This is a genomic window from Micromonospora sp. NPDC048842 (assembly GCF_040649935.1).
In the GTDB taxonomy this organism is placed as follows: Bacteria; Actinomycetota; Actinomycetes; order Mycobacteriales; family Micromonosporaceae; genus Micromonospora; species Micromonospora hortensis.
The window spans coordinates 212,881-236,132 of the sequence record NZ_JBEZGK010000006.1 but is presented as its reverse complement, the minus strand read 5'-3'; the positions used below and the strand labels follow the sequence as shown (position 1 = coordinate 236,132).

The 23,252-nt window shown below is 70.8% G+C and carries 22 protein-coding genes; 18 read left to right on the top strand and 4 right to left on the bottom strand.

Features of this window, described 5'->3' with window-relative positions; translation table 11 throughout:
* Positions 1-24: 24 nt before the first annotated feature.
* The 8 genes from AB0C19_RS11385 (at position 25) to AB0C19_RS11350 (ending at position 6,910) form a co-directional block, all read left to right on the top strand.
* A complete protein-coding gene (locus AB0C19_RS11385) occupies positions 25-504 on the top strand; it encodes a Na(+)/H(+) antiporter subunit C (RefSeq protein WP_357183160.1) in 480 nt (159 codons plus the stop codon).
* A complete protein-coding gene (locus tag AB0C19_RS11380; protein WP_357183158.1) occupies positions 504-2,009 on the top strand; it encodes a Na+/H+ antiporter subunit D in 1,506 nt (501 codons plus the stop codon). Before AB0C19_RS11385 ends, AB0C19_RS11380 begins: the two co-directional genes overlap by 1 nt.
* Positions 2,006-2,617 carry a Na+/H+ antiporter subunit E gene (locus AB0C19_RS11375; protein WP_357182926.1) on the top strand — a complete coding sequence of 204 codons (612 nt, stop codon included), beginning with the start codon at positions 2,006-2,008 and terminating at the stop codon, positions 2,615-2,617. Before AB0C19_RS11380 ends, AB0C19_RS11375 begins: the two co-directional genes overlap by 4 nt.
* Positions 2,614-2,877, top strand: coding sequence for a monovalent cation/H+ antiporter complex subunit F (locus AB0C19_RS11370; RefSeq protein ID WP_030489433.1), 264 nt, complete (start codon positions 2,614-2,616; stop codon positions 2,875-2,877). The genes AB0C19_RS11375 and AB0C19_RS11370 overlap by 4 nt, the downstream gene beginning before the upstream one ends.
* The gene (gene mnhG, locus AB0C19_RS11365; RefSeq protein ID WP_357183155.1) at positions 2,877-3,245 is read left to right on the top strand and encodes a monovalent cation/H(+) antiporter subunit G; all 369 of its coding nucleotides are present in this window, start codon (positions 2,877-2,879) and stop codon (positions 3,243-3,245) included. Before AB0C19_RS11370 ends, mnhG begins: the two co-directional genes overlap by 1 nt.
* A 181-nt stretch (positions 3,246-3,426) precedes the next feature.
* Complete coding sequence (locus AB0C19_RS11360) at positions 3,427-4,782, top strand: hemolysin family protein (protein ID WP_357182923.1); 1,356 nt, start codon at positions 3,427-3,429, stop codon at positions 4,780-4,782.
* Positions 4,779-5,843: a hemolysin family protein gene (locus AB0C19_RS11355; protein WP_357182920.1), complete on the top strand. Its 1,065-nt coding sequence runs from the start codon at positions 4,779-4,781 to the stop codon at positions 5,841-5,843. Before AB0C19_RS11360 ends, AB0C19_RS11355 begins: the two co-directional genes overlap by 4 nt.
* Positions 5,844-5,980: 137 nt before the next feature.
* On the top strand, positions 5,981-6,910 hold the full coding sequence (locus AB0C19_RS11350) for a sporulation protein (protein ID WP_357182916.1): 930 nt from the start codon (positions 5,981-5,983) through the stop codon (positions 6,908-6,910).
* 220 nt (positions 6,911-7,130) lie between these two features.
* Here AB0C19_RS11350 and leuE read toward each other — a convergent pair whose 3' ends face one another.
* Both leuE and AB0C19_RS11340 read right to left on the bottom strand, forming a co-directional pair.
* The gene (gene leuE / locus AB0C19_RS11345; RefSeq protein WP_091400492.1) at positions 7,131-7,802 is read right to left on the bottom strand and encodes a leucine efflux protein LeuE; all 672 of its coding nucleotides are present in this window, start codon (positions 7,800-7,802) and stop codon (positions 7,131-7,133) included.
* The gene (locus AB0C19_RS11340; RefSeq protein WP_357182912.1) at positions 7,802-9,046 is read right to left on the bottom strand and encodes a bifunctional pyridoxamine 5'-phosphate oxidase family protein/GNAT family N-acetyltransferase; all 1,245 of its coding nucleotides are present in this window, start codon (positions 9,044-9,046) and stop codon (positions 7,802-7,804) included. The genes leuE and AB0C19_RS11340 overlap by 1 nt, the downstream gene beginning before the upstream one ends.
* A 36-nt stretch (positions 9,047-9,082) precedes the next feature.
* Between AB0C19_RS11340 and AB0C19_RS11335 the strand changes: the two genes are divergently transcribed.
* From AB0C19_RS11335 to AB0C19_RS11320, 4 genes are all read left to right on the top strand, one after another.
* The gene (locus AB0C19_RS11335; RefSeq protein WP_357182909.1) at positions 9,083-10,423 is read left to right on the top strand and encodes an aminotransferase class I/II-fold pyridoxal phosphate-dependent enzyme; all 1,341 of its coding nucleotides are present in this window, start codon (positions 9,083-9,085) and stop codon (positions 10,421-10,423) included.
* A gap of 343 nt (positions 10,424-10,766) precedes the next feature.
* Entirely contained in the window at positions 10,767-11,471 is a 705-nt protein-coding gene (locus AB0C19_RS11330) for a UdgX family uracil-DNA binding protein (protein WP_357182906.1), read from the top strand.
* Positions 11,472-11,680: 209 nt separating this feature from the next.
* Complete coding sequence (locus AB0C19_RS11325) at positions 11,681-13,285, top strand: FAD-dependent oxidoreductase (RefSeq protein ID WP_357182903.1); 1,605 nt, start codon at positions 11,681-11,683, stop codon at positions 13,283-13,285.
* A 111-nt stretch (positions 13,286-13,396) separates the two neighbouring features.
* On the top strand, positions 13,397-13,981 hold the full coding sequence (locus AB0C19_RS11320) for a hypothetical protein (protein WP_357182900.1): 585 nt from the start codon (positions 13,397-13,399) through the stop codon (positions 13,979-13,981).
* Between the two features lie 6 nt (positions 13,982-13,987).
* On the opposite strand, the gene AB0C19_RS11315 is transcribed toward AB0C19_RS11320, so the two are convergent.
* Positions 13,988-14,341: a nuclear transport factor 2 family protein gene (locus AB0C19_RS11315; RefSeq protein ID WP_357182897.1), complete on the bottom strand. Its 354-nt coding sequence runs from the start codon at positions 14,339-14,341 to the stop codon at positions 13,988-13,990.
* 152 nt (positions 14,342-14,493) lie between these two features.
* Here AB0C19_RS11315 and AB0C19_RS11310 point away from each other — a divergent pair, with 152 nt between their 5' ends.
* From AB0C19_RS11310 to AB0C19_RS11285, 6 genes are all read left to right on the top strand, one after another.
* A complete protein-coding gene (locus AB0C19_RS11310) occupies positions 14,494-15,885 on the top strand; it encodes an MFS transporter (protein ID WP_357182894.1) in 1,392 nt (463 codons plus the stop codon).
* A gap of 5 nt (positions 15,886-15,890) precedes the next feature.
* Positions 15,891-16,091, top strand: a complete 201-nt coding sequence (locus AB0C19_RS11305) for a DUF3046 domain-containing protein (RefSeq protein WP_030489422.1) — start codon at positions 15,891-15,893, stop codon at positions 16,089-16,091.
* Positions 16,092-16,275: 184 nt separating this feature from the next.
* Positions 16,276-17,322 (top strand): recombinase RecA, encoded by a 1,047-nt coding sequence (gene recA / locus AB0C19_RS11300; RefSeq protein ID WP_007456801.1) that lies wholly within the window; start codon positions 16,276-16,278, stop codon positions 17,320-17,322.
* A 14-nt stretch (positions 17,323-17,336) separates the two neighbouring features.
* Positions 17,337-18,035 carry a regulatory protein RecX gene (locus AB0C19_RS11295; RefSeq protein ID WP_357182891.1) on the top strand — a complete coding sequence of 233 codons (699 nt, stop codon included), beginning with the start codon at positions 17,337-17,339 and terminating at the stop codon, positions 18,033-18,035.
* Between the two features lie 782 nt (positions 18,036-18,817).
* Positions 18,818-20,584: a ribonuclease Y gene (gene rny, locus AB0C19_RS11290; RefSeq protein ID WP_357182888.1), complete on the top strand. Its 1,767-nt coding sequence runs from the start codon at positions 18,818-18,820 to the stop codon at positions 20,582-20,584.
* Between the two features lie 864 nt (positions 20,585-21,448).
* Entirely contained in the window at positions 21,449-22,132 is a 684-nt protein-coding gene (locus AB0C19_RS11285; protein WP_357182885.1) for a hypothetical protein, read from the top strand.
* 220 nt (positions 22,133-22,352) lie between these two features.
* On the opposite strand, the gene AB0C19_RS11280 is transcribed toward AB0C19_RS11285, so the two are convergent.
* Positions 22,353-23,225 (bottom strand): amino acid ABC transporter permease, encoded by an 873-nt coding sequence (locus AB0C19_RS11280; RefSeq protein ID WP_357182882.1) that lies wholly within the window; start codon positions 23,223-23,225, stop codon positions 22,353-22,355.
* Positions 23,226-23,252: the final 27 nt, after the last annotated feature.

The window sequence follows — 23,252 nt, the reverse complement described above, 5'->3', positions numbered from 1 at the left end:
GCAGTCGCGAACAGGGGTGGCACCGTGACGCGGAGCGGTGCGGGGCCGACGCTGGTGCTGGTGCTGGCCGTCGCGGTCCTGGTCGGGTGCGGGGTGATCCTTCTGTTGGAGCGCAGCCTGACCCGGATCCTGCTCGGGGTGGTCATGCTCGGCAACGGGGTGAACCTGTTGATCCTGTTGGGCGGGCGGTCCGGCGGGGCGCCGATCGTGGGCACGGGGCCGGTGGAGCGGATGAGTGACCCGCTGCCGCAGGCGATGGTGTTGACCTCCATCGTGATCACCTTCGGGTTCACCGCGTTCCTGCTCGCTGTGGCGTACCGCAGCTGGTATCTCTCCGGCGACGACGAGGTGCCCGACGACCTGGAGGACCGGCAGATCATTCGCCGGGCCGGGCGTAACGAGGCGGGCGCGGTCGACCTCGGTGGGGAGGGCCCGAACGGTGACCCGGAACAGGTCGATCCCGAGCCGGCCCGCCGCCGGCTACGACGCGGGGACGAGTCATGATGCGCGCCCTGGTGCCGCTGCCGGTGGTGGTGCCGCTGCTCGGTGCGGCGCTGACCCTGTTGCTGGCCGGGAACCCCCGAATCCAGCGCGCGATCAGTGTGCTGTGTCTGAGCGGCACGCTCACTGTGGCGGTGCTGCTGCTGGTGCAGGCGTACCGGCACGGGCCGGTGGTGGTGGCGGTCGGGGGGTGGCCGGCGCCGGTCGGCATCGTCCTGGTGGCCGATCAACTGGCCGCGCTGATGCTGGTGGTCTCCTCGGCGGTGACCCTCTGCGTGCTGCTCTACTCGATCGGCCAGGGTCGCAGCGAGACGAGCGAGAGCTCGCCGGTGTCGATCTTCCACCCGACGTACCTGGTGCTCACCGCCGGCGTCACCAACGCGTTCCTGGCCGGTGACCTGTTCAACCTCTTCGTCGGGTTCGAGATCCTGCTGGCCGCCAGTTTCGTGCTGATCACCCTGGGGGGCACCGAGACCCGGATCCGGACCGGGTCGACGTACGTGGTGGTCAGCATCCTCTCCTCGATGATCTTCCTGACGTCGGTGGGTCTGGTGTACGCGGCCACCGGCACGCTCAATCTCGCCCAGCTCGCCCAGCGCCTCGACGACCTGCCCGACGGTGTCCGACTGGCCCTGGAGTTGATGTTGCTGCTGGCCTTCGCGATCAAGGCGGCGGTCTTCCCCCTGTCGGCCTGGCTGCCGGACAGCTACCCCACAGCGCCGGCCCCGGTCACTGCCGTCTTCGCGGGTCTGCTCACCAAGGTGGGCGTCTACGCGATCATCCGCACCGAGACGTTGCTGTTCCCCGGCGGGCGTGCCCACATCCTGCTCATGGTCGTCGCCGGGCTGACCATGGTGATCGGCATCCTCGGTGCGGTGGCCCAGTCCGACCTGAAACGACTCTTCTCGTTCACACTGGTCAGTCACATCGGCTACATGATCTTCGGGGTGGCGTTGAGCACCGCCGCCGGCCTCTCCGGCGCGATCTTCTACGTGGTGCACCACATCACCATCCAGACCACGCTGTTCCTCGTCGCCGGGCTGGTCGAGGAGCGGGCCGGCAGCACCGACCTGCGTCGTATCGGCGGGCTGGCCCGGGTGGCGCCGCTGCTGGGTGTGCTCTTCTTCATCCCGGCCATGAATCTCGCCGGAGTGCCACCGTTCTCCGGTTTCCTCGGCAAGCTCGGCCTGCTCCAGGCAGGCGTGGCGGCCGGCGGACCGCTACCCGGGGTGCTGGTCGCGGCCGGCACCCTGACCAGTCTGCTCACCCTGTACGTGGCGTCCCGGGTGTGGAACATCGCCTTCTGGCGTGCGCCCCGGCTGGCCACCAGCGAGCCGGTCGTCCAGTTGCCGAGGCTGATGGTGGGCGCCACAGTGGCACTGGTCGCCATCGGGCTGGCGTTGACGGTGCTGGCCGGTCCGCTCTTCGACGTCACCGCCGACGCGGCTGAGGACCTGCGGCTGCGCACCCCGTACGTCCGTGCCGTGCTACCGGGCGGTGTGCCGTGACCGGCTCCCCGGAGCCGGCTCCCGACGCCCCCGGGCCCGCAGCGGTGGGGCGGGGCCGGCTCGGGCGCTGGCGGGACCAGGCGGTGGCGCTCGGGTGGCTGGTGGTGGTCTGGAATCTGCTCTGGGGCGACATCACCTGGGCCAACCTGGTCGGTGGCCTGCTCGTGGGTGCGGCGGTGCTGGTGTTCTACCCGCTGCCGGCCGTCAGCTTCGGTGGCCGGTTGCGACCGTGGGCGCTGCTGGTGTTCGCGGGCCGGTTCGCCGTCGAGTTGGTCAGCGCGAGCCTGCACATCGCCCGGATCGCCGTGCAGCCCGGCTACCGACCGCGCGGGGCGATCATCGCGGTCCGGTTGCGAGTGGCCACCGACCTGAACCTGGCGCTCACCGCCGAGGCGGTCTCGTTGGTGCCGGGCACGCTGATCCTCGAGGTGGACCGGGATTCCGGAACGCTCTACCTGCATGTCCTGGACACCCACGGCCCCGGGGACCTGGACGTGGCCCGGGCCCGCACGCTCGCCGTCGAGCGGCGAATCGTCCGCGCGGTCGGCTCCACCAGCGAACTGCGCCGACTCGACGTCACCTCACCCGAGAAGGGAACCCGCCCGTGACCACCTTCCTGGCCGTCGTCCTCACCGCTCTGCTGTCGGTCACCGCGCTCCTCGCGCTGGCCCGCCTCTACCGTGGCCCGTCGCTGGTGGACCGGGTGATCGCCGCGGACATGCTGCTCGCCACGATGGTCGGCGCGGTGGGCGCCGAGGCGGCGGTCAACCGGCACGCCACCACGCTGCCGGTGCTGGTGGTGCTCTCCCTGCTGGGCTTCGTGGGCTCGGTGTCGCTGGTCCGCTTCGCCGTCCGGGAGCAGCAGTGATCGCGACGATCGCGGACTGGCTCGGCGCTGGCTGTCTGGTGGCCGGCGCGCTGCTCGCCCTGGCCGCCGGGATCGGCGTACTGCGTTTCCCGGACGCGCTGTCCCGGATGCACGCGGCCACCAAACCGCAGGTGCTCGGGGTGCTCCTGTTGCTGCTGGGCATCGCGTTGCGGCTGCGGTCCCCGGCGGACCTGGGCATGATCCTGCTGGTGGCGGTCTTCCAGTTGGCGACCGCGCCGGTGGCGGCGCAGATGATCGGGCGGGCCGCGTACCGGTCGGGGCGGCTCGACCGGGGTCTGCTCGACGCCGATGAGCTGGCCGACCGCGGACCAGGCGGCGGGCCGGCGGGGCCGCCGGGCCCGGCGTGACGACCGGCGGGGCCCGCTGAACCGGACGTTCCGCTCCTTCGGCCCACCCCCAGCGGAGTCCCAGCCAGCGCAGATAAAATGACGGCATGATCGACTCTTCTGCCCAGGAGGGCAGCAGTAGCCAGCCGGGTCGTGCCCGGCATATTCCCGTACCGACGACCCCGGGAGCCCTGAGCGACCCGTGTTGATCGTCGTTGGTCTCCTTCTGATCATTCTTCTCACTGCCGCCACCGGCTACTTCGTGGCGCAGGAGTTCGGCTACGTCGCCGTGGACCGGGGCAAGCTGCGCCAGCTCGCCGATGACGGCGATCAGGCCGCCGCCCGGGCCCTGACCGTCACCAGCCGGCTCTCCTTCATGCTCTCCGGTGCCCAACTCGGCATCACCGTCACCGCGCTGCTGGTCGGCTACGTCGCCGAGCCGTACCTGGGCGGTGGTCTCGCCGAACTGCTCGGCGTGGCCGGCGTCAGCGAGGCGGTCAGCCTGCCGCTGTCGGTGGCGTTGGCCCTGGTCATCGCCACCATCGTGCAGATGGTCCTCGGTGAGCTGGCCCCGAAGAACCTGGCCATCGCTCGGGCCGAGCAACTGGCCCGGGCGCTGAGCCGCTCCACCCTGATCTACCTCGCCGTCGCCGGGCCGCTGATCCGGCTCTTCGACCGGGCCTCGGTCCGGCTGTTGCGCCGCATCGGCATCGAGCCGATCGAGGAGCTGCCCAGCGGCGCCACCCCGGCGGACCTGGAACAGATCATCGCCGAGTCCCGCGAGGAGGGCAGCCTCGACGCCGAGATGTCCACGCTGCTCGACCGAGGTCTGGACTTCCGCGAGCTGACCGCCGGCGAGGCCATGGTGCCGCGCGTCGACGTGCACACGGTTCGGGCGCACGAACCGGTGAGCCGGGTGGTCGAGCTGCTCGACACCGGCCACTCCCGCTTCCCGGTACGCGGTGCGGAGGGCGTCGACGACCTGCTCGGCATCGTCGGCATCGCCGACGTGCTCGGCGTACCCCCGGGGGAGCGGGCCACCACCCCGGTGAGCGCGGTGGCCGGGCCGCCGCTGCTCGTACCGGAGACGTTGCCCCTGCCCACGGTGCTCGACCGCCTGCGGTCCGGGCACCGGCAGATGGCGTGCGTGGTCGACGAGTACGGCGGCTTCGCTGGCGTCATCACGCTGGAGGACATTGCCGAGGAACTGGTCGGCCCGATCCGCGACGAGGACGACCCACCGGAGCGGGCACCGGCCCGGCAGGACGACGGGTCCTGGGTGGTGCCGGCCCGCTGGCGGATCGACGAGGTCGCCGACAGCACCGGCATCGCACTGCCCGAGGCCCCCGAGTACGACACCCTGTCCGGGTTGGTGATGCGGGAGCTGGGCCGGGTGCCCGAGGTCGGTGACCGGCTGGAGATCAGCCTGCAACCCGAGGGGTCGGACGGCGAGGACAACGAGACGGAGCCCCGGGCTCTGGTCGAGGTGCTGGCCGTGGACCGGCACGTGGCCGACTCGGTGCGGTTGCAGCTGACCAAACCGGAGGTGTCCGCATGAGCCCCGGGATCGCGCTGTTCAGTTCGGTGATCCTGTTGGCGCTGAACGGGTTCTTCGTGGCCGCCGAGTTCGCCCTGGTGGCCAGCAAGCGCTACCGCCTGGAGCAGGCGGCGGCGAACGGTGGTCGGGCGGCACGGGCCGCGCTGGACGGCGTCCGCGAACTGTCGCTGATGCTGGCCGGCGCGCAGCTCGGCATCACGCTGTGCACCCTGGGTCTCGGCGCGCTGGCCGAGCCGGCGATCGAGCACCTGCTCAGCCCCCTGCTGCACGCGGTGGGCCTACCGGACGCGGCCAGTCACCTGGTCGCCCTGGTCTTCGCCCTCGGGGTGGTGACCTTCCTGCACCTGGTGGTGGGGGAGATGGCACCGAAGTCGTGGGCGATCACCGACGCGGAGCGCTCGGCGACGCTGCTCGCGTTGCCGTTCCGCGCTTTCGCCCGGGTTTCCCGGCCGGTGCTCTCCGCGCTGAACGCCCTGGCCAACGCGATCCTGCGGCTGTTCGGCGTCAACCAGCAGGACCAGCTCGCCCAGGTGCACGGCCCGGACGAGCTGCGGATGCTGCTGGAGCAGTCCCGAGAGCACGGGCTGCTCGGTGCCGAGCAGCACCAACTGCTGACCAGCATGCTGGAGTTGCAGGGCACGTCGGTGGCGCAGGTGATGGAGCCGTTCGCCACCATGGTCACCGTCCGCCGGGACGACCCGGCCGAACGGATCGAAGAGGTCAGCCGGGACAGCGGCCGATCCCGGCTCGCGGTGCTCGACGAGGCGGGCGACGTGTGCGGGCTCGTGCACGTCCGGGAGGCGGTACGGGTGGTCACCACCGGCCGTGTCGCCACCGCCGGGGAGCTGATGACCCCCGCGTTCACACTGCCCGCGACGTCCTCGGTCACCGAGGCGGTGGCGGCGATGCGGGCCCGGCAGTCGCAGCTCGCGCTGGTCCGCAACGGCGGTGGCCCGGCCCGGCCGATCGGCTTCGTGGCCCTGGAGGACCTCCTGGAGGAGGTCATCGGGGAGTTCGACGACGAGACCGACACGGTTCCGCGCGGGCGTCGTTTGCGCTGACGTGCCGACCCGGCCGCACTGACGACGTGCGGCCGGGTCGACGCCGTGCTGTTCGACGTCGGCGGGCTTGAGATCACCTCGACGGGGTAGGCGCGGCTGGTGCGGGGCGTGCTGTCCCCGTTCCGGGAGGGGGCGCGGTGCGGCTGACGGGAGTGTCCCCGGAGTCCGGTGGCACCGGACTCTCCGTGCAGACCACGCTGCCCAACCCGAGTACCCGCCCGGGCCTGCGCCTGCCCGGCCGGGTGACAGTCGCGGCCGGCCCGGAGGACGTGCTGGTGCGGCACATCCGACTCGGCCTCGTCACCACTGTCGAACCGGACGATCCGGCTGCGGCCCGACGTCTCGTGCAGTTCCACCACCTGCCGATCGCCGGCCGGTTCGTCGTACCGGCCGGTCGGCGGCGGGCTGTCGACTTCGCGTTCCCGCTGCCGTGGGAGACCCCGGTGACCACCTTTGGTGGGGTGCCGCTGCTGAGCCTGCGGATGGGCCTGCGGACCGAGGTGTCACTCGACCCCGACCGCGACCAGGGGGCCATGGTGCCGGTCTTCGTGCATCCGATCCCCACCCAGCAGCACGTGCTGGCGGCGCTGGACACGCTCGGTTTCATGATCCGCCAGTCCGGGTTGCAGGAGGGCGGGTTGCCGGGGGTGGAGCACACCCTGCCGTTGCATCAACGCTGGGGCTACTGGGTGGGGCCGCTCTACGCCGGCCCGATCACCGAGCTGGAGGTGATCTTCGTGACCAACTCGGCGGGCCTGGAGGCGATCCTCTGGATGGATCGCCGGCTGGCGCTGGCCGGAATCACCCACCAGAGCATCAGCAGGTTCCGGATCTGGCACGAGCACGCCGACCGGCGGGACTGGGTCGCCACGGTGGACGGCTGGATCCGCCAGGCGATCAACCGGCACGCCGCCGCGGCCGCGCACGCCGACTGGTCCGCGCAGATCGCCGGATCGGCCCACGTCAGTCGCCATCCCGACGAGCCGATCCGACCGGGCTACGGCCTGGGCGGCACCGCCGGAGGCGCCGGCGTAGGAGGCGGCGGTTCCGGCGGCGACGGCACCTGACCGTCCGCCCGGCCCGCGCCCGGCCCCGCCCTCTCACCCCCCCCGGGCCCGCGCCCCCGGGGCCCCGCCCTCCCACCCCCGCGATCTTGCAGTTTCTGCGGCGACAAAGCGGCTCAGAATGCGCGTTTCGACGACCGAAAGTGCAAGATCGCGGCGGGCGGGCGGGCGGGCGGGCCGGCGGGCAGCGAGGGTGGGGGTGGGGGTGGGGGTTGGGGTTGGATTAGCCCGCGCTGGCTGTGGCCAGCTTGAGGCTGAAGGCCAGGAAGAGGGCGGCTACGGCCGTGGTGCCACCGGCCGCCAGGCGGCGGCGCTGGCGGAACTGGGCGGCCAGGAAGGTGCCCGCGAAGATCAACGCGGTCAGGTAGAGCGCGCTGGTCACCTGCGCGATCAGCCCGAGCAGCAGGAACGACAGCGCCGGCCAGGCGTAACCGGGGTCGACGAACTGGATGAAGAACGAGATGAAGAACAGGATCGCCTTCGGGTTCAGCAGGCTGATCACCAGCGCCTTGCGGAACGGGCTGCGCATCGCCGCCGGCTCCGCGGCGTCGATGAGCCGCGGCGTGCTCGGGTCGTTGCGGTCGCGCCAGCGCCGCACGGCGCCCAGCAGCATGGTCACCCCGACATAACCGAGGTACGCGGCACCGGCGTACTTGATCACCATGAACAGCGGCGGGTACGCCTTGAGCAGCGACGCCACCCCGGCGGCGGACAGGAACATCAGCACCCCGTCGCCGACGAACACGCCACCGGCGGCCCGGTAGCCGACCGCGACGCCCCGTTTGGCAGCGGTCGAGAGCACGAAGAGTGAGTTCGGCCCGGGCAGCAGGATGATGGCCACGGTGCCCAGTACGTACGTCCAGATGTCGGTGATCCCCAGCACGCCCGCCATCATCACGCCGCCGGTGCCGTCCGCAGAAGTCTTTCTCGCAGCCTGGCCTGTGCGTTCGGCCACTCGTCGACGGTCATCGCGTACTGCACGGTGTCCCGCCAGGAGCCGTCCGGGCGTTGCCGGTGCATCCGCAGCACCCCTTCCCGGGTCGCGCCGAGCCGTTCGATGGCCGCCTGGGAGCGAACGTTGCGGATGTCGGTGTGCCAGGCGACCCGTACCGCGCCCAGGTCGTCGAAGGCCCGGCTGAGCAGCAGCAGCTTCGCCTCGGTGTTGATCCCGGTACGCCACCAGGGCCGGCCGAGGAAGGTGTGGCCGATCGCCACCGCCCGCCGCTCCGGGTCGATGTCGTAGTAGGAGGTGCTGCCCACCACCGCCCCGGTCGCCGCGCACCGCTGCACCCAGGCCACCCGCTCGCCCCGGTGCTGGGCGGCCAGGGCGGTGCCGATCACCTCGGCGGTTTCGGCGGGGGCGGTGGGCGGCGCGACGCTGAGGTGCCGCCACACCACAGGGTCCGCGGTGGCGGCGTGCAACTCGTCGGCGTGCGCCAACTCGAGCGGCTCCAGCCGAACGCGCTCGCCGTGCAGCGGCACCGGGTCGTGCCAGGGCGTGCGGGGCGTCCGCAGGTACGCCGGCAGCGGCGCGGTGACCCCGGCGTCCGGCTCGGGTGCCCCGGCGGTCAGTCGCAGCGGCAGCACGCCGGCCCAGTGCGGCAGATCCAGGTCGGCCTCGTCCTCGCGGACCCCGCCGGCGCGGGCCCGGACGGACACCTCGCGCAGTGGCAGCGCCAGTACGGCGGTCTCGGCCAGCTCGCGACGGCTGGGCGGACGGGTGGCGGTGCTGCGTCCCGCGCCGACCTTCTCGACCAGCGCGGTGAGCATGGCGAGCTTCTCCCGCTCGTCGGTGACCAGTCGGGCGGTGCCGTGCGCGACGACCGAGCGGTAGTTGGCGCTGTGGTGGAACTGGGAACGGGCGTAGACCAGCCCGTCGAGCACTGTCACCGCGACGCAGACCGGCAACCCGTCGTCGCCCCGGGCGGCGAGCAGCGGTCGACTGCCGGTGGAGCCGTGCAGGTAGAGCGTGTCGCCGATGCGAACGTGAAGGGTGGGTAGCACCCGTGGCTGGCCGTCGACGACGAAGCTGAGCGCGCAGTCGTACGCCTCGTCGAGCACGGCGTGGGCGGCGGCCTGGTCGTAGCTCATCTTGTCGCGGGAGCGGTGGGGTGTGGTCCGGGCGGTGGGTGGATACATGCGCGCGCCCCTTTGTTCTAGTACAATCTCTTATTTGTGTCAGCACACTATCAGCTCATCGGTACGACAGCAGTCGAGATTTCGGCCAGCATCGAGTCGGGCATCCGTACCGGCGCCCTGTCACCGGGGGCCGCCCTGCCACCCGTACGGGCACTCGCCGCCGAGCTGGGTGTCAGCCCCGCCACCGTCGCCCGCGCCTACCAGGAGCTACGCCAGCGTGGCCTGCTCGCCACCGCCGGTCGGCACGGCACCCGGGTACGCCCCCGCCCGCCGGTGGCCGCCCGCCGCTCCGCGCTGCGTCCCCCACCGTTGCCCGGCGCCCGAGACCTGTCCCGGGGTGAACCCGACCCCCGTCTGCTTCCCCCGCTGGGCCCGCACCTGGCGGCGCTCGCCATCGAGAACGGCCCCTCGGTCGGCTACTCCGATGCCGGAGTGCTGCCCGAACTGGCCGAGGTGGCCCGTGCCCGGCTGCGCGCCGACGGCGTACCGGCCGGGGAGTTGACGCTCACCGGCGGTGCGTTGGACGGCATCGAACGGTTGCTCGGCGCCCACCTGCGCCCCGGCGACGCGGTGGCGGTCGAGGACCCGGGCTGGGCCAACCTGCTCGACCTCGTCGCCGCGCTGGGCCTGCGCCCGATCGGCGTACCGCTGGACGACGAGGGACCACTGGTCGGCGGGGTGGCCGCGGCGCTCGCCGCCGGAGCGCGGGCGCTGATCGTCACCAGCCGGGCGCAGAATCCGACCGGCGCCGCCGTCTCCGCGGCCCGCGCCGAGGCGCTGCGGACACTACTCGCCGGCCGCCGGGACCTGCTGCTGATCGAGGACGACCACGCCGCCGAACTGGCCCGCGTACCCCTGCATCCGCTCGCCGGTGCGACAGCGAGTTGGGCCTTCCTCCGTTCGGTGAGCAAGCCCTTCGGCCCGGACCTGCGGATGGCGGTGCTGGTCGGCGACGAGACGACTGTGGCCCGGGTGAGCGGCCGTACCCGGGTCGGTGCCGGCTGGGTCTCCACAGTGCTGCAACGTCTGGTGCTCGCCCTGTGGCGGGACCCGGCTGTCACCGCGTTGGTGCAGCGGGCGGCGCACAGCTACGAGCAGCGTCGCGACGGGCTGCTCGCCGCGCTGGCCGAGCACGGCCTGACCGCCCACGGTCGCAGTGGCATCAACGTCTGGCTGCCGGTCGCGGACGAGACCAGCACTGTGACAGCGCTCCGCGACGCCGGCTGGGCGGTGGCCCCCGGCGCGCTCTACCGGATCGCCGCCCCGCCGGCCCTGCGCATCACCGTCAGCTCCCTGGACACCGCCGACCTGGCCCCGCTGGCGGCAGCCCTGGCCCAAGCCGAAAATCCACCCCCCTCCCAGGGCTTCCCCACCTGACCCTGCCCGCGCCCGCGCCCGCGCCCCCGCTCTCGCGATCTTGCGGTTTGTGTTGGTGAAATGTCAGACCTGTGCACGTTGGTCGGGACAGAAAGTGCAAGATCGTGGGGATTCGGGACGGCGGGGACGGGTATGCGGGCGCCCGGAGGTGGGGGACATGGCTTCTGGTGGGGCTCGTAAGGGGATCTGGATCGCGGTGGCGGTGGCGATCATCATCATCGTCATCGTGCTGATCGCGATCGCGTCCGGCGGCGACGGGGGTGGCAACGGGTACTGACGCGTTGCGGCCGGGGCGCCGGGGCGTATCCGGCGGCGAGCATCGAACGGGTATGTAACAGTCGGCATGGCCGAGCAGACCGGGAGCGCTCCGGGCGCCCAGCGGTTCATCCCGCCCGACGCTGACACCATCGACGACCTGCGCACCGCCGCAGGCGGCTGCCGGGGCTGCGAGCTGTACCGGGACGCCTCGCAGACGGTCTTCGGCCGGGGCGACGAAAGTGCCCGCGTGGTGCTCGTCGGCGAGCAGCCCGGCGACATGGAGGACCAGAAGGGGCTGCCCTTCGTCGGCCCGGCCGGACGCCTGCTGCGCCGCGCTGTCGACGACGCCGGGCTGGACCCGGGTCACCTCTACCTGACAAATGCCGTAAAGCACTTCCGCTTTGAGTTGCGCGGCAAACGGCGGATCCACCAGACGCCGGACCAGGCGCACATCACCGCCTGCCGCCCCTGGTTGGTCGCCGAGTTCGCCCGGCTGCGTCCGGAGGTCGTGGTGGTGCTCGGCGCTACCGCCGCCAAGGCGCTGCTCGGCCCGTCCTTCCGGGTCACCCGACAGCGGGGCGATCTGCTGCCCTGGCCGGAGTCGGCCCAACACCCCGCGGACTTCGAACAGGTGCCGGTGGACAACGCCGGAAAGCGGGCCGACGCGCCAGAAGCTCGGCTGCTGGCCACCATCCACCCATCCGCCGTCCTGCGGGCCGACGATCAGGACAAGGCGTACGAGGGCCTGGTCGCCGACCTCACCGTCGTCACCCGCGCCCTGCCCGGCTGACCGGCGACCGCAACCCGCCCTACCCGGAGCCCGCCGAGACGCCACCGCCCTCGGCCCGAGCCGCGAAACGCAGCCGCCCCGATCCGAGCCGACGGAAATCGCCGGCCGGGTCGCGCGGCGAGGTGATACCCGCCGGAAACGGCGATGCGTGAACCACGTAACAGATCCTCTGCAGACTCATGCGAGTCGATCTTGTAGGGGAGGCCGTTATGAGCGATCAGACGCAGTCGATGGTCAGCCGGCGTGGGTTCCTGCGTACTGTCGGAATCAGCGGCGGTGCCGGAGCGATGCTCGCCACCATGGGCGCCATGGGGCTGGCCCCCAGCGCTGCGGCGTCGGTCACCCCGGCGTTCCGGCCGCCGGAGCGGTCCGACTTCACTCTCACCGGGCGTTCGGGCGCCAGCGTGGTCGTTCTCGGCGGCGGCATCGCCGGGCTCACCACCGCATACGAGTTGGGCAAGGCGGGTTACCACTGCACCATCCTCGAGGCGCGGCACCGCGTCGGTGGGCGGAACCTGACCATCCGAGGCGGCGACGTCGAGACGGACCTCGACGGGCGCACCCAGCGGGCTGGTTTCTCCGACGGGGTCTACTTCAACGCCGGGCCGGGGCGCATCGCACAGTGGATGGTGACGATGGACTACTGCCGGGAACTCGGCGTGCCCATCGAGGTCTTCACCAACCAGAACGCCGACGCCTGGATCTACAACGAGTCCGCCGGGATGACCGAGCCGGTCCGGTACCGCACCGCCAAGGCCGACGTGTACGGCTACGTCTCGGAACTGCTCGCGAAGGCCACCGACCAGGGCGCGCTGGACGCCCGGCTCACCACCGAGGACCGCGACCGGCTGCTGTCGTTCCTGCAGAGCTTCGGCGCGATCGGCGGACGGACCAGCGACTGGGCGTACACCGGGACCAACCGCCGCGGCTACTCCGCCTATCCCGGTGCGGGCAACGACGTGGGGAGCCTGCTCGGCGCGCCGCCGGCACTCTCCAACGTCTTCGCCAGCAATGTCGGCAGGTACTTCTCCTTCGAGTTCGGTTACGACCAGGCCATGCTGATGTTCCAGCCGGTCGGCGGGATGGACCAGATCCCCCGCGCCCTCGCCCGGGCGGTGGGCCCGCATCGGATCCGGCTCAACGCCGAGGTGACGGGGGTGACCGACCGGGGCAGCCGGGTCGAGGTGACCTATCGGCAGGGTGGCCGGCAGTCGCAGATCACCGCCGACTACTGCGTGGCCGCGCTGCCGCCGCATCTGATGGCCCGCGTGCCGCACAATCTCGGCACGCCGGTGACCGCGGCCCTGGCCGACTTTCCGGTCACCGCCTCCGGGAAGATCGGCCTGGAGTACCGGAGCCGCTGGTGGGAGACCGATCAGCGGATCTACGGCGGCATCACCGAGACCGACCTGGACCTGTCGCACATCTGGTACCCCTCCTACGGTTTCCACGGGAAGCGCGGCCTGGTCGTCGGCTACTACAACACCGGGGCGAACGCCAGGGCGTACAGCGGTCTCACGCCGGAGCAGCGCAGCGAGCGCGCGATCAGCCAGGGTGTCAAGATCCACGGTGACAAGTACCGCAGTGAGCTGGTCACCTCGTACTCCCACGCCTGGGACCGGACCCGCTACATCGAGGGCGCCTGGACGTCACCCCGGTACGGCACGGCCGGCTACAACCTGCTGCTCCAGCCGGCCGGGCGGGTCTACTTCGCCGGGGACTGGCTCAGCCACGAGGTGGCCTGGCAGCACGGCGCGTTCGTGGCGGCCCGTTCGGCGGTCTCCGCGCTGCACCAGCGGGTGATGGCCGGCTGACCGACCCAGCCGTGCGACGTCCAGATCTTGGACAGTTTCCGTTACGCCGTAACGGAAACTGTCCAAGATTGACATTGCGTGGCGGATCGCCCGGGTGGGTAACGGGGGTCGATGGACGTTGACAACGAGGAGCGTCGTGCGGGTGCGCCCGCTGTGGCCACCGGGCGCCGCGAGAGATGGAGGCGGTTCGTCGAGCGGGCGACCGGGTTGCAGCTCATGGCCGTCTACTGGGTGCCGATGACGCTGCTCATCGGGTTGCCGGTGCGCTGGCTGTTCGACCGGCAGGACTCACTTGTCGAAGCCGTGCTGGGCGCCGCGCTGAACACCGTCTGGATCGGGCCCTCGATCTCTCTGGTGCAGCGGGTTGTGGGCGAGGCCCGGCAGGATCCCGAGGGGATCGCGCTGCGCCAGGCGCTGCGGACCGGCACCGTGCCCGAGGACGCCGCGGTACGGGCCGAACTGCCCAACTACCTCGCCCGGCAGCGGCGCGCCACCTGGGCGGCGCTGCTGCTTGTCCTGGGTGTGTGCCTCGGGCTGGTCCTGCTCGCTCTGCTCGTCGCCGACAACGAGGGCTTCGCGGTGATCTTCGGCGTGGTCGCCGCCGTCAGTGTGGCCGTCGCCGCACGCACCCTGACCCGGATCCGTCGGCTGGCGTCCCTGCTGGCCGCGCCGGAAACACCAGGATCGGGCGGGTAGGGCGCCTCAGTCGCCCGCCGTGATCTTGCTGAACACGTCCTTGGCGGCGATCAGACCATCCTGGACCAGGTAGAGATCCACGCCGCGGAGCACCGTCCCGTCCTCCGCTGGCGGCCAGCTCCACTCGCACAGGATCCGGTCGCCGGCCGATCGGACCGCTCCGAGGGTCGGCCCAGGGCCGAGCTGGTCGGCGAAGGCGCGGCACACCGCGTCCCGACCCCGCAGGGCCACCGCTGGCCCGTCCCAGGCGCTCGGGCTGTAGGTCACGTCCTCGGCGAGGCAGGCCGACACCGCGGCCAGGTCGCCCCGGTGCCACGCCGCGTTGAGCCGCTCGACCACCAACACCCCGGCATCGCTCACCCGGGCACCATAGGCGTGGGCCGTCCGGTGGCGACCCGGTTGCGGCGCGACGGGGCGTGCTCGCCGAACCGGGTTCGGCTGTCGGCAAAACCCACTGCCGCTGCTCGGTGCGGGTGCGCGAGGATGAGTCACCCCTTCCGACAGGAGCGCCGATGGCGACCGACCTGACCGCGCCGCGTACCACCGCTCGACCCGACGTCGCGTCGATCCAGCGGCGTACCCTGCGGCTGCTCTTCACCACCCAGATCATCGGCGGGATCGGCGTGACCATCGGCATCGCCGTGGGCGCGCTGCTCGCGGCACGGATCGCCGGGACCGCGGTGGCCGGTGTCGCACAGAGCGCCGGGGTGGTCGGTGCCGCGCTGCTCGCCGTCCCGGTCACCCGGATCATGGCGCGGCACGGCCGCCGGCCGGGCCTGGTGCTGGCGTACGCGGTCGGCGCCGTCGGTGGCCTGCTGGTGGTGCTGGCCGCTGCGACCCGCTGGGTGCCGCTGCTCTTCCTCGGCATGCTGCTCTTCGGCGGGGGCACCGCCGCGAACCTCCAGGCCCGCTACACGGCGGTGGACCTCGCCGAGCCGGCCCGTCGCGGGCGGCAGCTCTCCCTGATCGTCTGGGCCACCACCATCGGTGCGGTGGCCGCGCCGAACTTCGCCGCGCTTGCCGACCGGGTCACCACCGGCTGGGGGCTGCCCCCGCTGGCCGGCCCGTTCGCGTTCAGCGCGGCCGCGTTCGTGCTGGCTGCCGTCGTACTCCTCGGGTTGCTCCGGCCCGACCCGCTGCTCACCGCGCGGCGGCTCGCGGCGGCCGACGCGCCGGCCACCGATCCGCCGCCGGCCGCCGACGCGACGGCGACCGCTGTGGCGGCCGAGGCACCGGCGGCAGGTGGTGGCGCGACGCCGGCCGCCGCGCCGGTCACGGTGCGCGCGCCGCGCGGCGCCGGGATGCGTGTGGCCTGGTCGGTGGTACGCGGACAGCCCGCCGCCCGACTCGGCATCGCCGCCGTGGCGGTGGGTCACCTGGTGATGGTGGCGGTGATGGCGATGACTCCGGTGCGGCTCGGTGAGTCGCACGCCGACGCCGACGTGTTGCGGCTGGTCGGCATCGTGCTGAGCCTGCACATCGCCGGCATGTACGCGTTCTCACCGGTGGTCGGGTGGCTCACCGACCGGCTCGGTCGACGGGCGGTGATCCTCGGCGGGGTCGGGCTGCTGCTGGCCGCCTGCGCGGTCGCCGGCACCGCCGGGCACCACACGCCCCGGCTCTCGGTCGGTCTGGTCCTGCTCGGGTTGGGCTGGTCGGGGACGATGGTGGCCGGTTCGACACTGCTGTCCGAGTCGGTGGCGGCCGAGGTGCGGCCGAGCGTCCAGGGGCTGTCCGACCTGATCATGGGGTTGGCCGGGGCCGGGGCAGCCGTGGTCAGCGGGTTTGTCATGCAGTTCGCCGGATATCCGGTGCTCACCCTGCTCGCGGCGGTCGCGGCGGCGCCCCTGGTGGCGCTAGCGTTGCGCCCGGTGCCGACCGGGGCGCCGGACGAGGAGGGCTGATCACTGTGCGGCTGACCGACTTCTGGACGCGGCTGGACGAGGCGTTCGGGCCCGGCTACGCGGCCAGCATCGCCCGTGATCAGGTGCTGTCCCAGCTCGGCGGGCGGACCATCGAGCAGGCCCTGGCATCGGGGGAGCAGACGCACGTGGTGTGGCGGGCGGTTTGTGCCGCGTACCCGGACCGGGTGCCCGCTCGACTACGCTGAGCAGCCTTTTCGCCGGTTCCGCGTGTCGCTTGTCGAGTCGTACACCTGTTCGGCTATTGTCCACAGCGGGGTGCTCGTCCACAGCTCGCGGCCCGTCGGCTGGTTTTCTGTCGGACCTAGCGCCTAGCGTGTCCGCGTGACGCGAAGCTCAGCAAAGACGCCGGCGAAGGCAGGGGTGGCAACCATGGCAGCAGGGCCTGACCGGGAGAAGGCACTCGACCTTGCTCTCGCTCAGATTGACAAGCAATTCGGCAAGGGCTCGGTGATGCGGCTGGGTGACCGGCCGGTCGTCCAGACCGCAATCATTCCGACCGGCTCCATCGCGCTCGACGTTGCCCTCGGCATTGGCGGCCTGCCCCGTGGCCGGGTGGTCGAGATCTACGGCCCCGAGTCCAGCGGTAAGACAACTGTGGCACTGCACGCGGTGGCCAACGCCCAGCGCAACGGCGGCATCGCCGCCTTCATCGACGCCGAGCACGCGCTCGACCCGGAGTACGCGAAGGCCCTCGGCGTCGACACAGACGCGATGCTGGTCTCCCAGCCAGACACCGGCGAGCAGGCGCTGGAGATCGCGGACATGCTGATCCGCTCCGGCGCTCTGGACATCATCGTGATCGACTCGGTGGCGGCCCTGGTGCCGCGCGCCGAGATCGAGGGCGAGATGGGCGACAGCCACGTGGGCCTCCAGGCCCGGCTGATGAGCCAGGCGCTCCGGAAGATCACCGGTGTGCTCAGCAACACCGGCACCACGGCGATCTTCATCAACCAGCTGCGGGAAAAGATCGGCGTCATGTTCGGCAGCCCGGAGACCACCACCGGTGGCCGGGCGCTGAAGTTCTACGCCTCGGTCCGGCTCGACGTGCGACGCATCGAGAGCCTCAAGGACGGCACCGACGTGGTCGGTAACCGCACCCGGGTCAAGGTCGTGAAGAACAAGGTCGCCGCGCCGTTCAAGCAGGCCGAGTTCGACATCATGTACGGCAAGGGCATCTCGCGTGAGGGCTCGCTGATCGACGTCGGCGTGGAGCAGGCGATCATCCGCAAGTCCGGAGCGTGGTACACGTACGACGGCGACCAGCTCGGTCAGGGCAAGGAGAAGGCCCGGGAGTTCCTGAAGGAAAACCCGGACGTGGCCGCCGAGATCGAGAAGAAGATCCTGGAGAAGCTCGGCGTCGGGGTCGGCGCGGGTGACGCCGCCGGTGGCCCGGAGCTGCCGCCGGTCGACTTCTGATCGGTCGCTGACCGATGGCAGGACGACGCGCTCGTACGGGGCGGGGCTGGGATGCCAGTCCGCCTCGTACGGGCGACGCCACCGATGCGCCCCGCCCTCCGCGAGGCCGCCGGGGTCGGTCCGAGGAGGCCGACACCGTCGAGTCTCCGGCGCCTCCACGCGACGAGTCCGAGGTGGCCCGCGAGATCTGTCTGCGCCAGCTTGCCGTCCGGCCCCGCACCCGGGCCGAGCTGGCCGGGGCGTTGGCCAAGCGGGGCATCTCGGAGGAGGTCTCGGCCGAGGTCCTCGACCGGTACGACGAGGTCGGCATCATCGATGACGCCGCGTTCGCCCGGGCCTGGGTGTCCAGCCGGCATGCCGGGCGCGGCCTCGCTCGCCGCGCACTCGCCAACGAGCTGCGCCGTAAGGGCGTGGACGGCGAGGTGGCCACCGAGGCGCTGGGTGAGCTGGACGAGGAGACCGAGGCGGGCACCGCCCGTGGCCTGGTGGAGCGCAAGCTACGCACCGCCCGAGGCGAGCCGGACGCGGTCTTCCGCCGGCTGGTGGGCATGTTGGCCCGCAAGGGCTACCCGCCTGGTGTGGCCATCCGGGCGGTGAAGGACGTGCTCGCCGCGCAGAGCGCCGAGGCGGCCGAGTTCGCCGAGCAGATCGACGCCGACGCGCTCGCCGACGCCGAGGGCGAGTTGGAACGCGACAACCGTCTGGTCGACTGAGCGCACGCGATGGGTGTGTCGCCTCATGCTGAGGACCGCCCGTCGGGATGAGCACCGGCGCCCGCCGAGCGACCGCGATCTTGCACTTTCTGTCCCGACGTCAGGGGCATTCCGCCCATACTGACAACCGAAACTGCAAGATCGTCGGGACTTCCTCGCCCGGCCGCAGCTCTCACGCGCCAGTGTCGACCTTCAAGTTGGAGCGATCTTGAAGTGACGAGCCCGACGAGGGCTGGGCGCGAGCGGGGGGTCGCTGGTGTCACAAAGTCGGGTCTTACGCGGGGTGCCGCCGCCGCTGAACAGGCACGACATCCGTATCGAGGCCGTCGGCTCGCGGAGTTTGTCCGCTCCTGTCCGACGCGACATGAGCACGTGGTGACGGTTCAACTTCTCTCCGTTCGGGGGGTTTGATCATGAGTCCTTGACCAGAGCACCCCCGGCGACCTAGCCTCGCCATACAGGCTCACATTGCCCGACCAGCGCAGGCTAAGCGCACAACATAGATCGCGTAACAGAACAGCATCACTTTGGCCGACTCCGCGGCCTTTGGCGGCAGTTCCGGACAGGCCGGTCCGGAACGCTGCGACAACTGCACCCGGTCGCCGACGCTGCCCCATGGGCACCGCCGGCGGAGAAAGCTACCCACGGCCAGCCGCTCCGGTCGGGCGTCCACAGCCGCAGGAGTGTGCCCCCGGCACGGTCGCTGCGGTCTCGACGTTAGGGGAGGCGGCCATGGCGGGGCGGCGGCACAGGTTCATCGGTAGACCCGACGGGGTCCCGGCATGAACGCGTTCGACGTCGTGCTCCTCGCGGCCGTCCTCGTCCTCGCGGTGGTGGTGATCGGGGCCGTGCTGGTCGGCATCCGGACCATGCGCCGGATGGGCGCCGCGCCGGCTCCGGAGGATCCCGCCTTCATCGCCGAGAAGGACCGCCAGGAGCAGTCCCTGGCCGCCCTGCGGACCGCGGCCGACGAGGCGAACAGCACTATCGACGTGGCGAAGTCAGCGGCCGCCGCGGCCCGTACCGAGGCGGCGGCGGCGAAGGCCGAGGCGAAGGCGGCCCGCGCCGAGGCGCGGCGGGTCCTCGACGACGCCCGGGCCGAGGCGGACACCGTCCTGGAGCGCGCCCACAAGCAGGCCGAGGCGGACGCCGAACAGTTACGGACGGCAGCCCGGCGCAGCGGCGAACGGGAGGTCGCGGTGCTCGCCGCCACCACCCGGGAGCAGGCCGCCGAGGTGGAACGTCGGGCAGCTCGGATGGACGAGCGGGAGCGGATGCACACCGAGGAGGTGGAGCGGTTCGCCGAGCGGGAGCGGCAGCTCACCGCCGCGAAGGCCGCCCTCGCAGCCCGGGAGGCCGCGCTCGCCCAGCGCGAGGCCGAACTGACCGAGTCGGAGGAGCTGCGCCGCCGAGAGTTGGAGCGGGTCGCCGGGCTCACCGCCGACTCCGCGCGACTGGAGCTGGTCGACGCCATCGAGACGTCTGCCAAGCGGGAAGCGGCGCTGCTCGTGCGGGACATCGAGTCCGACGCGCGCAACACGGCCGAGCAGCGCGCCCGACACATAGTGGTGGACGCGATCCAGCGGGTCGCCAGCGAACAGACCGCGGAGAGCGTGGTCAGCGTCCTGCACCTGCCCGGTGACGAGATGAAGGGGCGGATCATCGGCCGGGAGGGGCGCAACATCCGCGCCTTCGAGTCGGTGACCGGCGTCAACCTGATCATCGACGACACCCCCGAGGCGGTGCTGCTCTCCTGCTTCGACCCGGTCCGTCGCGAGGTGGGCCGGGTGACCCTGGAGAAGCTGGTCCTGGACGGGCGCATCCACCCGCACCGGATCGAGGAGGTCTACGACCTGGCCCGGCAGGAGGTGGAGCAGCTCTGCCTCCGCGCCGCCGAGGACGCCCTGGTCGAGGTCGGTATCACCGAGATCCACCCGGAGCTGGTGACCCTGCTCGGCCGGCTGCGCTACCGCACCTCGTACGGGCAGAACGTGCTCAAGCACCTGGTCGAGACCGCCCACATCGCCGGCATCATGGCCGCCGAACTGCGGTTGGACGTGCCGATCATCAAGCGGTCGGCGTTCCTGCACGACATCGGCAAGGCGCTCACCCACGAGGTGGAGGGCAGCCACGCCATCATCGGCGCGGACCTGGCCCGCAAGTACGGCGAGCACGAGGACGTGGTGCACGCCATCGAGGCGCACCACAACGAGGTACCCCCGCAGACCATCGAGGCCGTGCTCACGCAGGCTTCCGACGCCTGCTCGGGTGGTCGGCCGGGCGCGCGCCGGGAGAGCCTGGAGGCGTACGTCAAGCGGCTGGAGCGGATCGAGGAGATCGCGGCCGGCAAGCTCGGTGTGGACAAGGTCTTCGCCATGCAGGCCGGCCGAGAGATCCGGGTCATGGTCAAGCCGGACGACGTCGACGACATCGGGGCGGCAGTGCTGGCCCGGGACGTGGCCAAGCAGATCGAGGAGGAGCTGACCTATCCGGGTCAGATCCGGGTCACAGTGGTCCGCGAGTCCCGGGTCACCGAGATCGCCCGCTGACCGCTTCGCTGTGTCGACGACGGTTCACCGGGCGCATCTGAGACTGCGCGGTTGCTACGGCGCGTGGCGGTTGTCGGATGTGGTGCAGGACGAGGATCCCCCGCACTTGCGGGGTGCGGCATGGGCAGCGGTGCAGCCTGAGCAGAATCGTGGAGGGGGGACAGTATAGGTCGGTCTCCTGGTCGACGCATTGGGCCTTGGTCAAATGCTGTCGCACCTCAGGCCGCGGCCTCATCGATTTTCAAGACTCGTGAAACTCGCCTGACCTGCAAGGAATCGGCTCGGCAAGCTATTCACCGAGACAGTCACATCGTCGCTGCCCTTGACGGCAATAAATATTGCACATAGGGTCGCAGGATGAAAATTCACAAGAGGAATTTTCGGCGCCTCCGTCCGCTGCTCTCGGCAATTTTCGCGGCTACTGTTCTAATGATGGTCCCGGCCTCCCCCGCGCTGGCGACCGGGGCGGCCGCCGACCCAGTTTATCGCGTTCAAGCTTCCTCGAACTTCTCGGTGGAGGTTTCACCGCTCGATACCGGTAAGTGCGCCGGCTGGGCCTGGATCGGCCAAACGTGGAACGGCTACATCGAGGCCTCTACTAGGGTCACATGTTCGGGTGAGCAACTTGGCTACACCAGTCGCGCCAGAATCGCGACCGCTCAGGTCGGCGGAATTGTGGCAACGCATGAGACTGGATGCGGAAGAGGCAAGTCGTGCATTTCGAGTGTAAGCACTGCTGGCTCTAATGGTCGGAAGTACTGCAACCAGGCATTCGCTGCGACCCTCGGAATGACTACCAGGGAAGGTTTCGCGACTCCCTGTATCAACACGTAGTCATCACCTTCCTTGGAGTGGCCGACGTGGTTGGCGGTCCAGACGCGGCCGGATCTGTCGCGGTGCAATGAAAAGACGCAGAACCTCGCAATGAAGGTAGTCCTTCCCGGGATCACCGTCATCGAGGTTCTGCGTCGCTGCGAATTCACATACACCGCCATCCTGCCCGTACGTGAGGCGACCGTCTCGTTCCTGTCCGGCCTTCTGCACGTCGAAGGGCAGCGGCTGGCCACCCGCGACGGGACCCGGTCGTTGGGCTGTTTCAAGCAGGCTGCCCTGGTGATCCGGTGGATGGTCGACGGCACCCGCATCTCGCAACTGGCCAAGGAGAGCACCGTCAGCCGGCCGACCGGGTGCGCGTACCTGCTTGAGGGCCTCACCGAGCTCTCCGCCCAGGCGCCCGGTCTGCACTCGGTGTTGCTGGCCGTGAAGATGGCTGGCTACGCCCACGTCAGCATCGACGGCCACACTGATCGAGACCGATCGGTACCGCGCCCCCGGGCCGCCGCCCGGGGTGGATCTGTGGCAGTCGGGCAAGCACGACAGCCACGGGGGGAACGTGCAGAACAGCACTGCTCCGGACGGGTGGCCGTGTCCCTGGAGCATCGGCCGGATCACCGCCGCAGCCCTGGTTTTGCTCCACATCGACCACGGCCGCACGACGTGATCACACAACGCCACCAACCGTTACTCGGGAAGGCTCAGTGGCCGTGACAAGTCTTCGGATGCACTGGAAGTATTCATCCTGGACGTCGTAATGCGGGCCGCCCGGAAGATCCGGGTGTCCGACGTGGACGACATCGGGGCGGCCGTGCTCTCCCGCGACCTGACCAAGTAGATCGGATCACCACGAATCAGCAATATCGGGGTGCCCCCAAGGACGGAGCACCCCGATATTGAGAAACTCGAGTCGATCACGCGTACGGTGGGCAGGTCAGATCATCCGGGCGGCGTCCTCGCCGGCGTTCTGGGCGGGCAGCACCTTCGCCGCCGTCCGCCGGCTACGGCCCATCCGCTTCTGCAACCACCAGGCCAGGGCCGACAGCGCGCCGCAGATGGCGATGTAGATCGCCGCCACGATCAGGTACGTCGGCACGTACGGCAGCCCGAACGGCAACCGGCCGCCGATCTGCTTACCCACGAAGAGCAGCTCGGGGTACGTGATGATGAAGCCGAGCGCGGTGTCCTTGAGTAGCACGACGAGCTGACTGACAATCGCCGGGAGCATCGAGCGGACGGCCTGCGGCAGCAGGATCAGCCGCAGCACCTGGTTCTTGCGCAGGCCAACCGCGTAGGCGCCCTCGGTCTGCCCGTACGGCACCGCGTTGATGCCGGCCCGGAAGATCTCCGCGAGCACCGAGCCGTTGTAGAGCATCAGCCCGATGACCAGCGCCCACAGCTTGTCGATCGACCAGCCGTACTGCAGCGGCACGTAGTACCCGAAGAAGATCAGAATCAGTAGTGGAATCGCCCGGAACAGCTCCACCACGAAGGTCGCCGGGGTACGCAGAATCCACTTGTCGCTCAGCCGGGCGCTGGCGAAGACCGCGCCGAAGATCAGTGCCAGGACCGCGGCGATGCCGGCAGCCTTGAGTGTCGCCCACAGCCCACCCAGCAACTCGCGCTGCACCGACGCGTACTGCAGTTGCTCCCACTTGCGGGCCTCGAACTGGCCGGTGTCGGCGAACTTGTAGCCGATGAAGGCGAGTAGGGCGATGATGCCGGCGGTGGAGACGACGCCCAGGATCGTGTTGCGCCGCTTGGCGCGGGGCCCGGGCAGGTCGTAGAGGATCGACGCCTGGCTCAACTCAGCCACCTTCCGTTCGCGACCGTG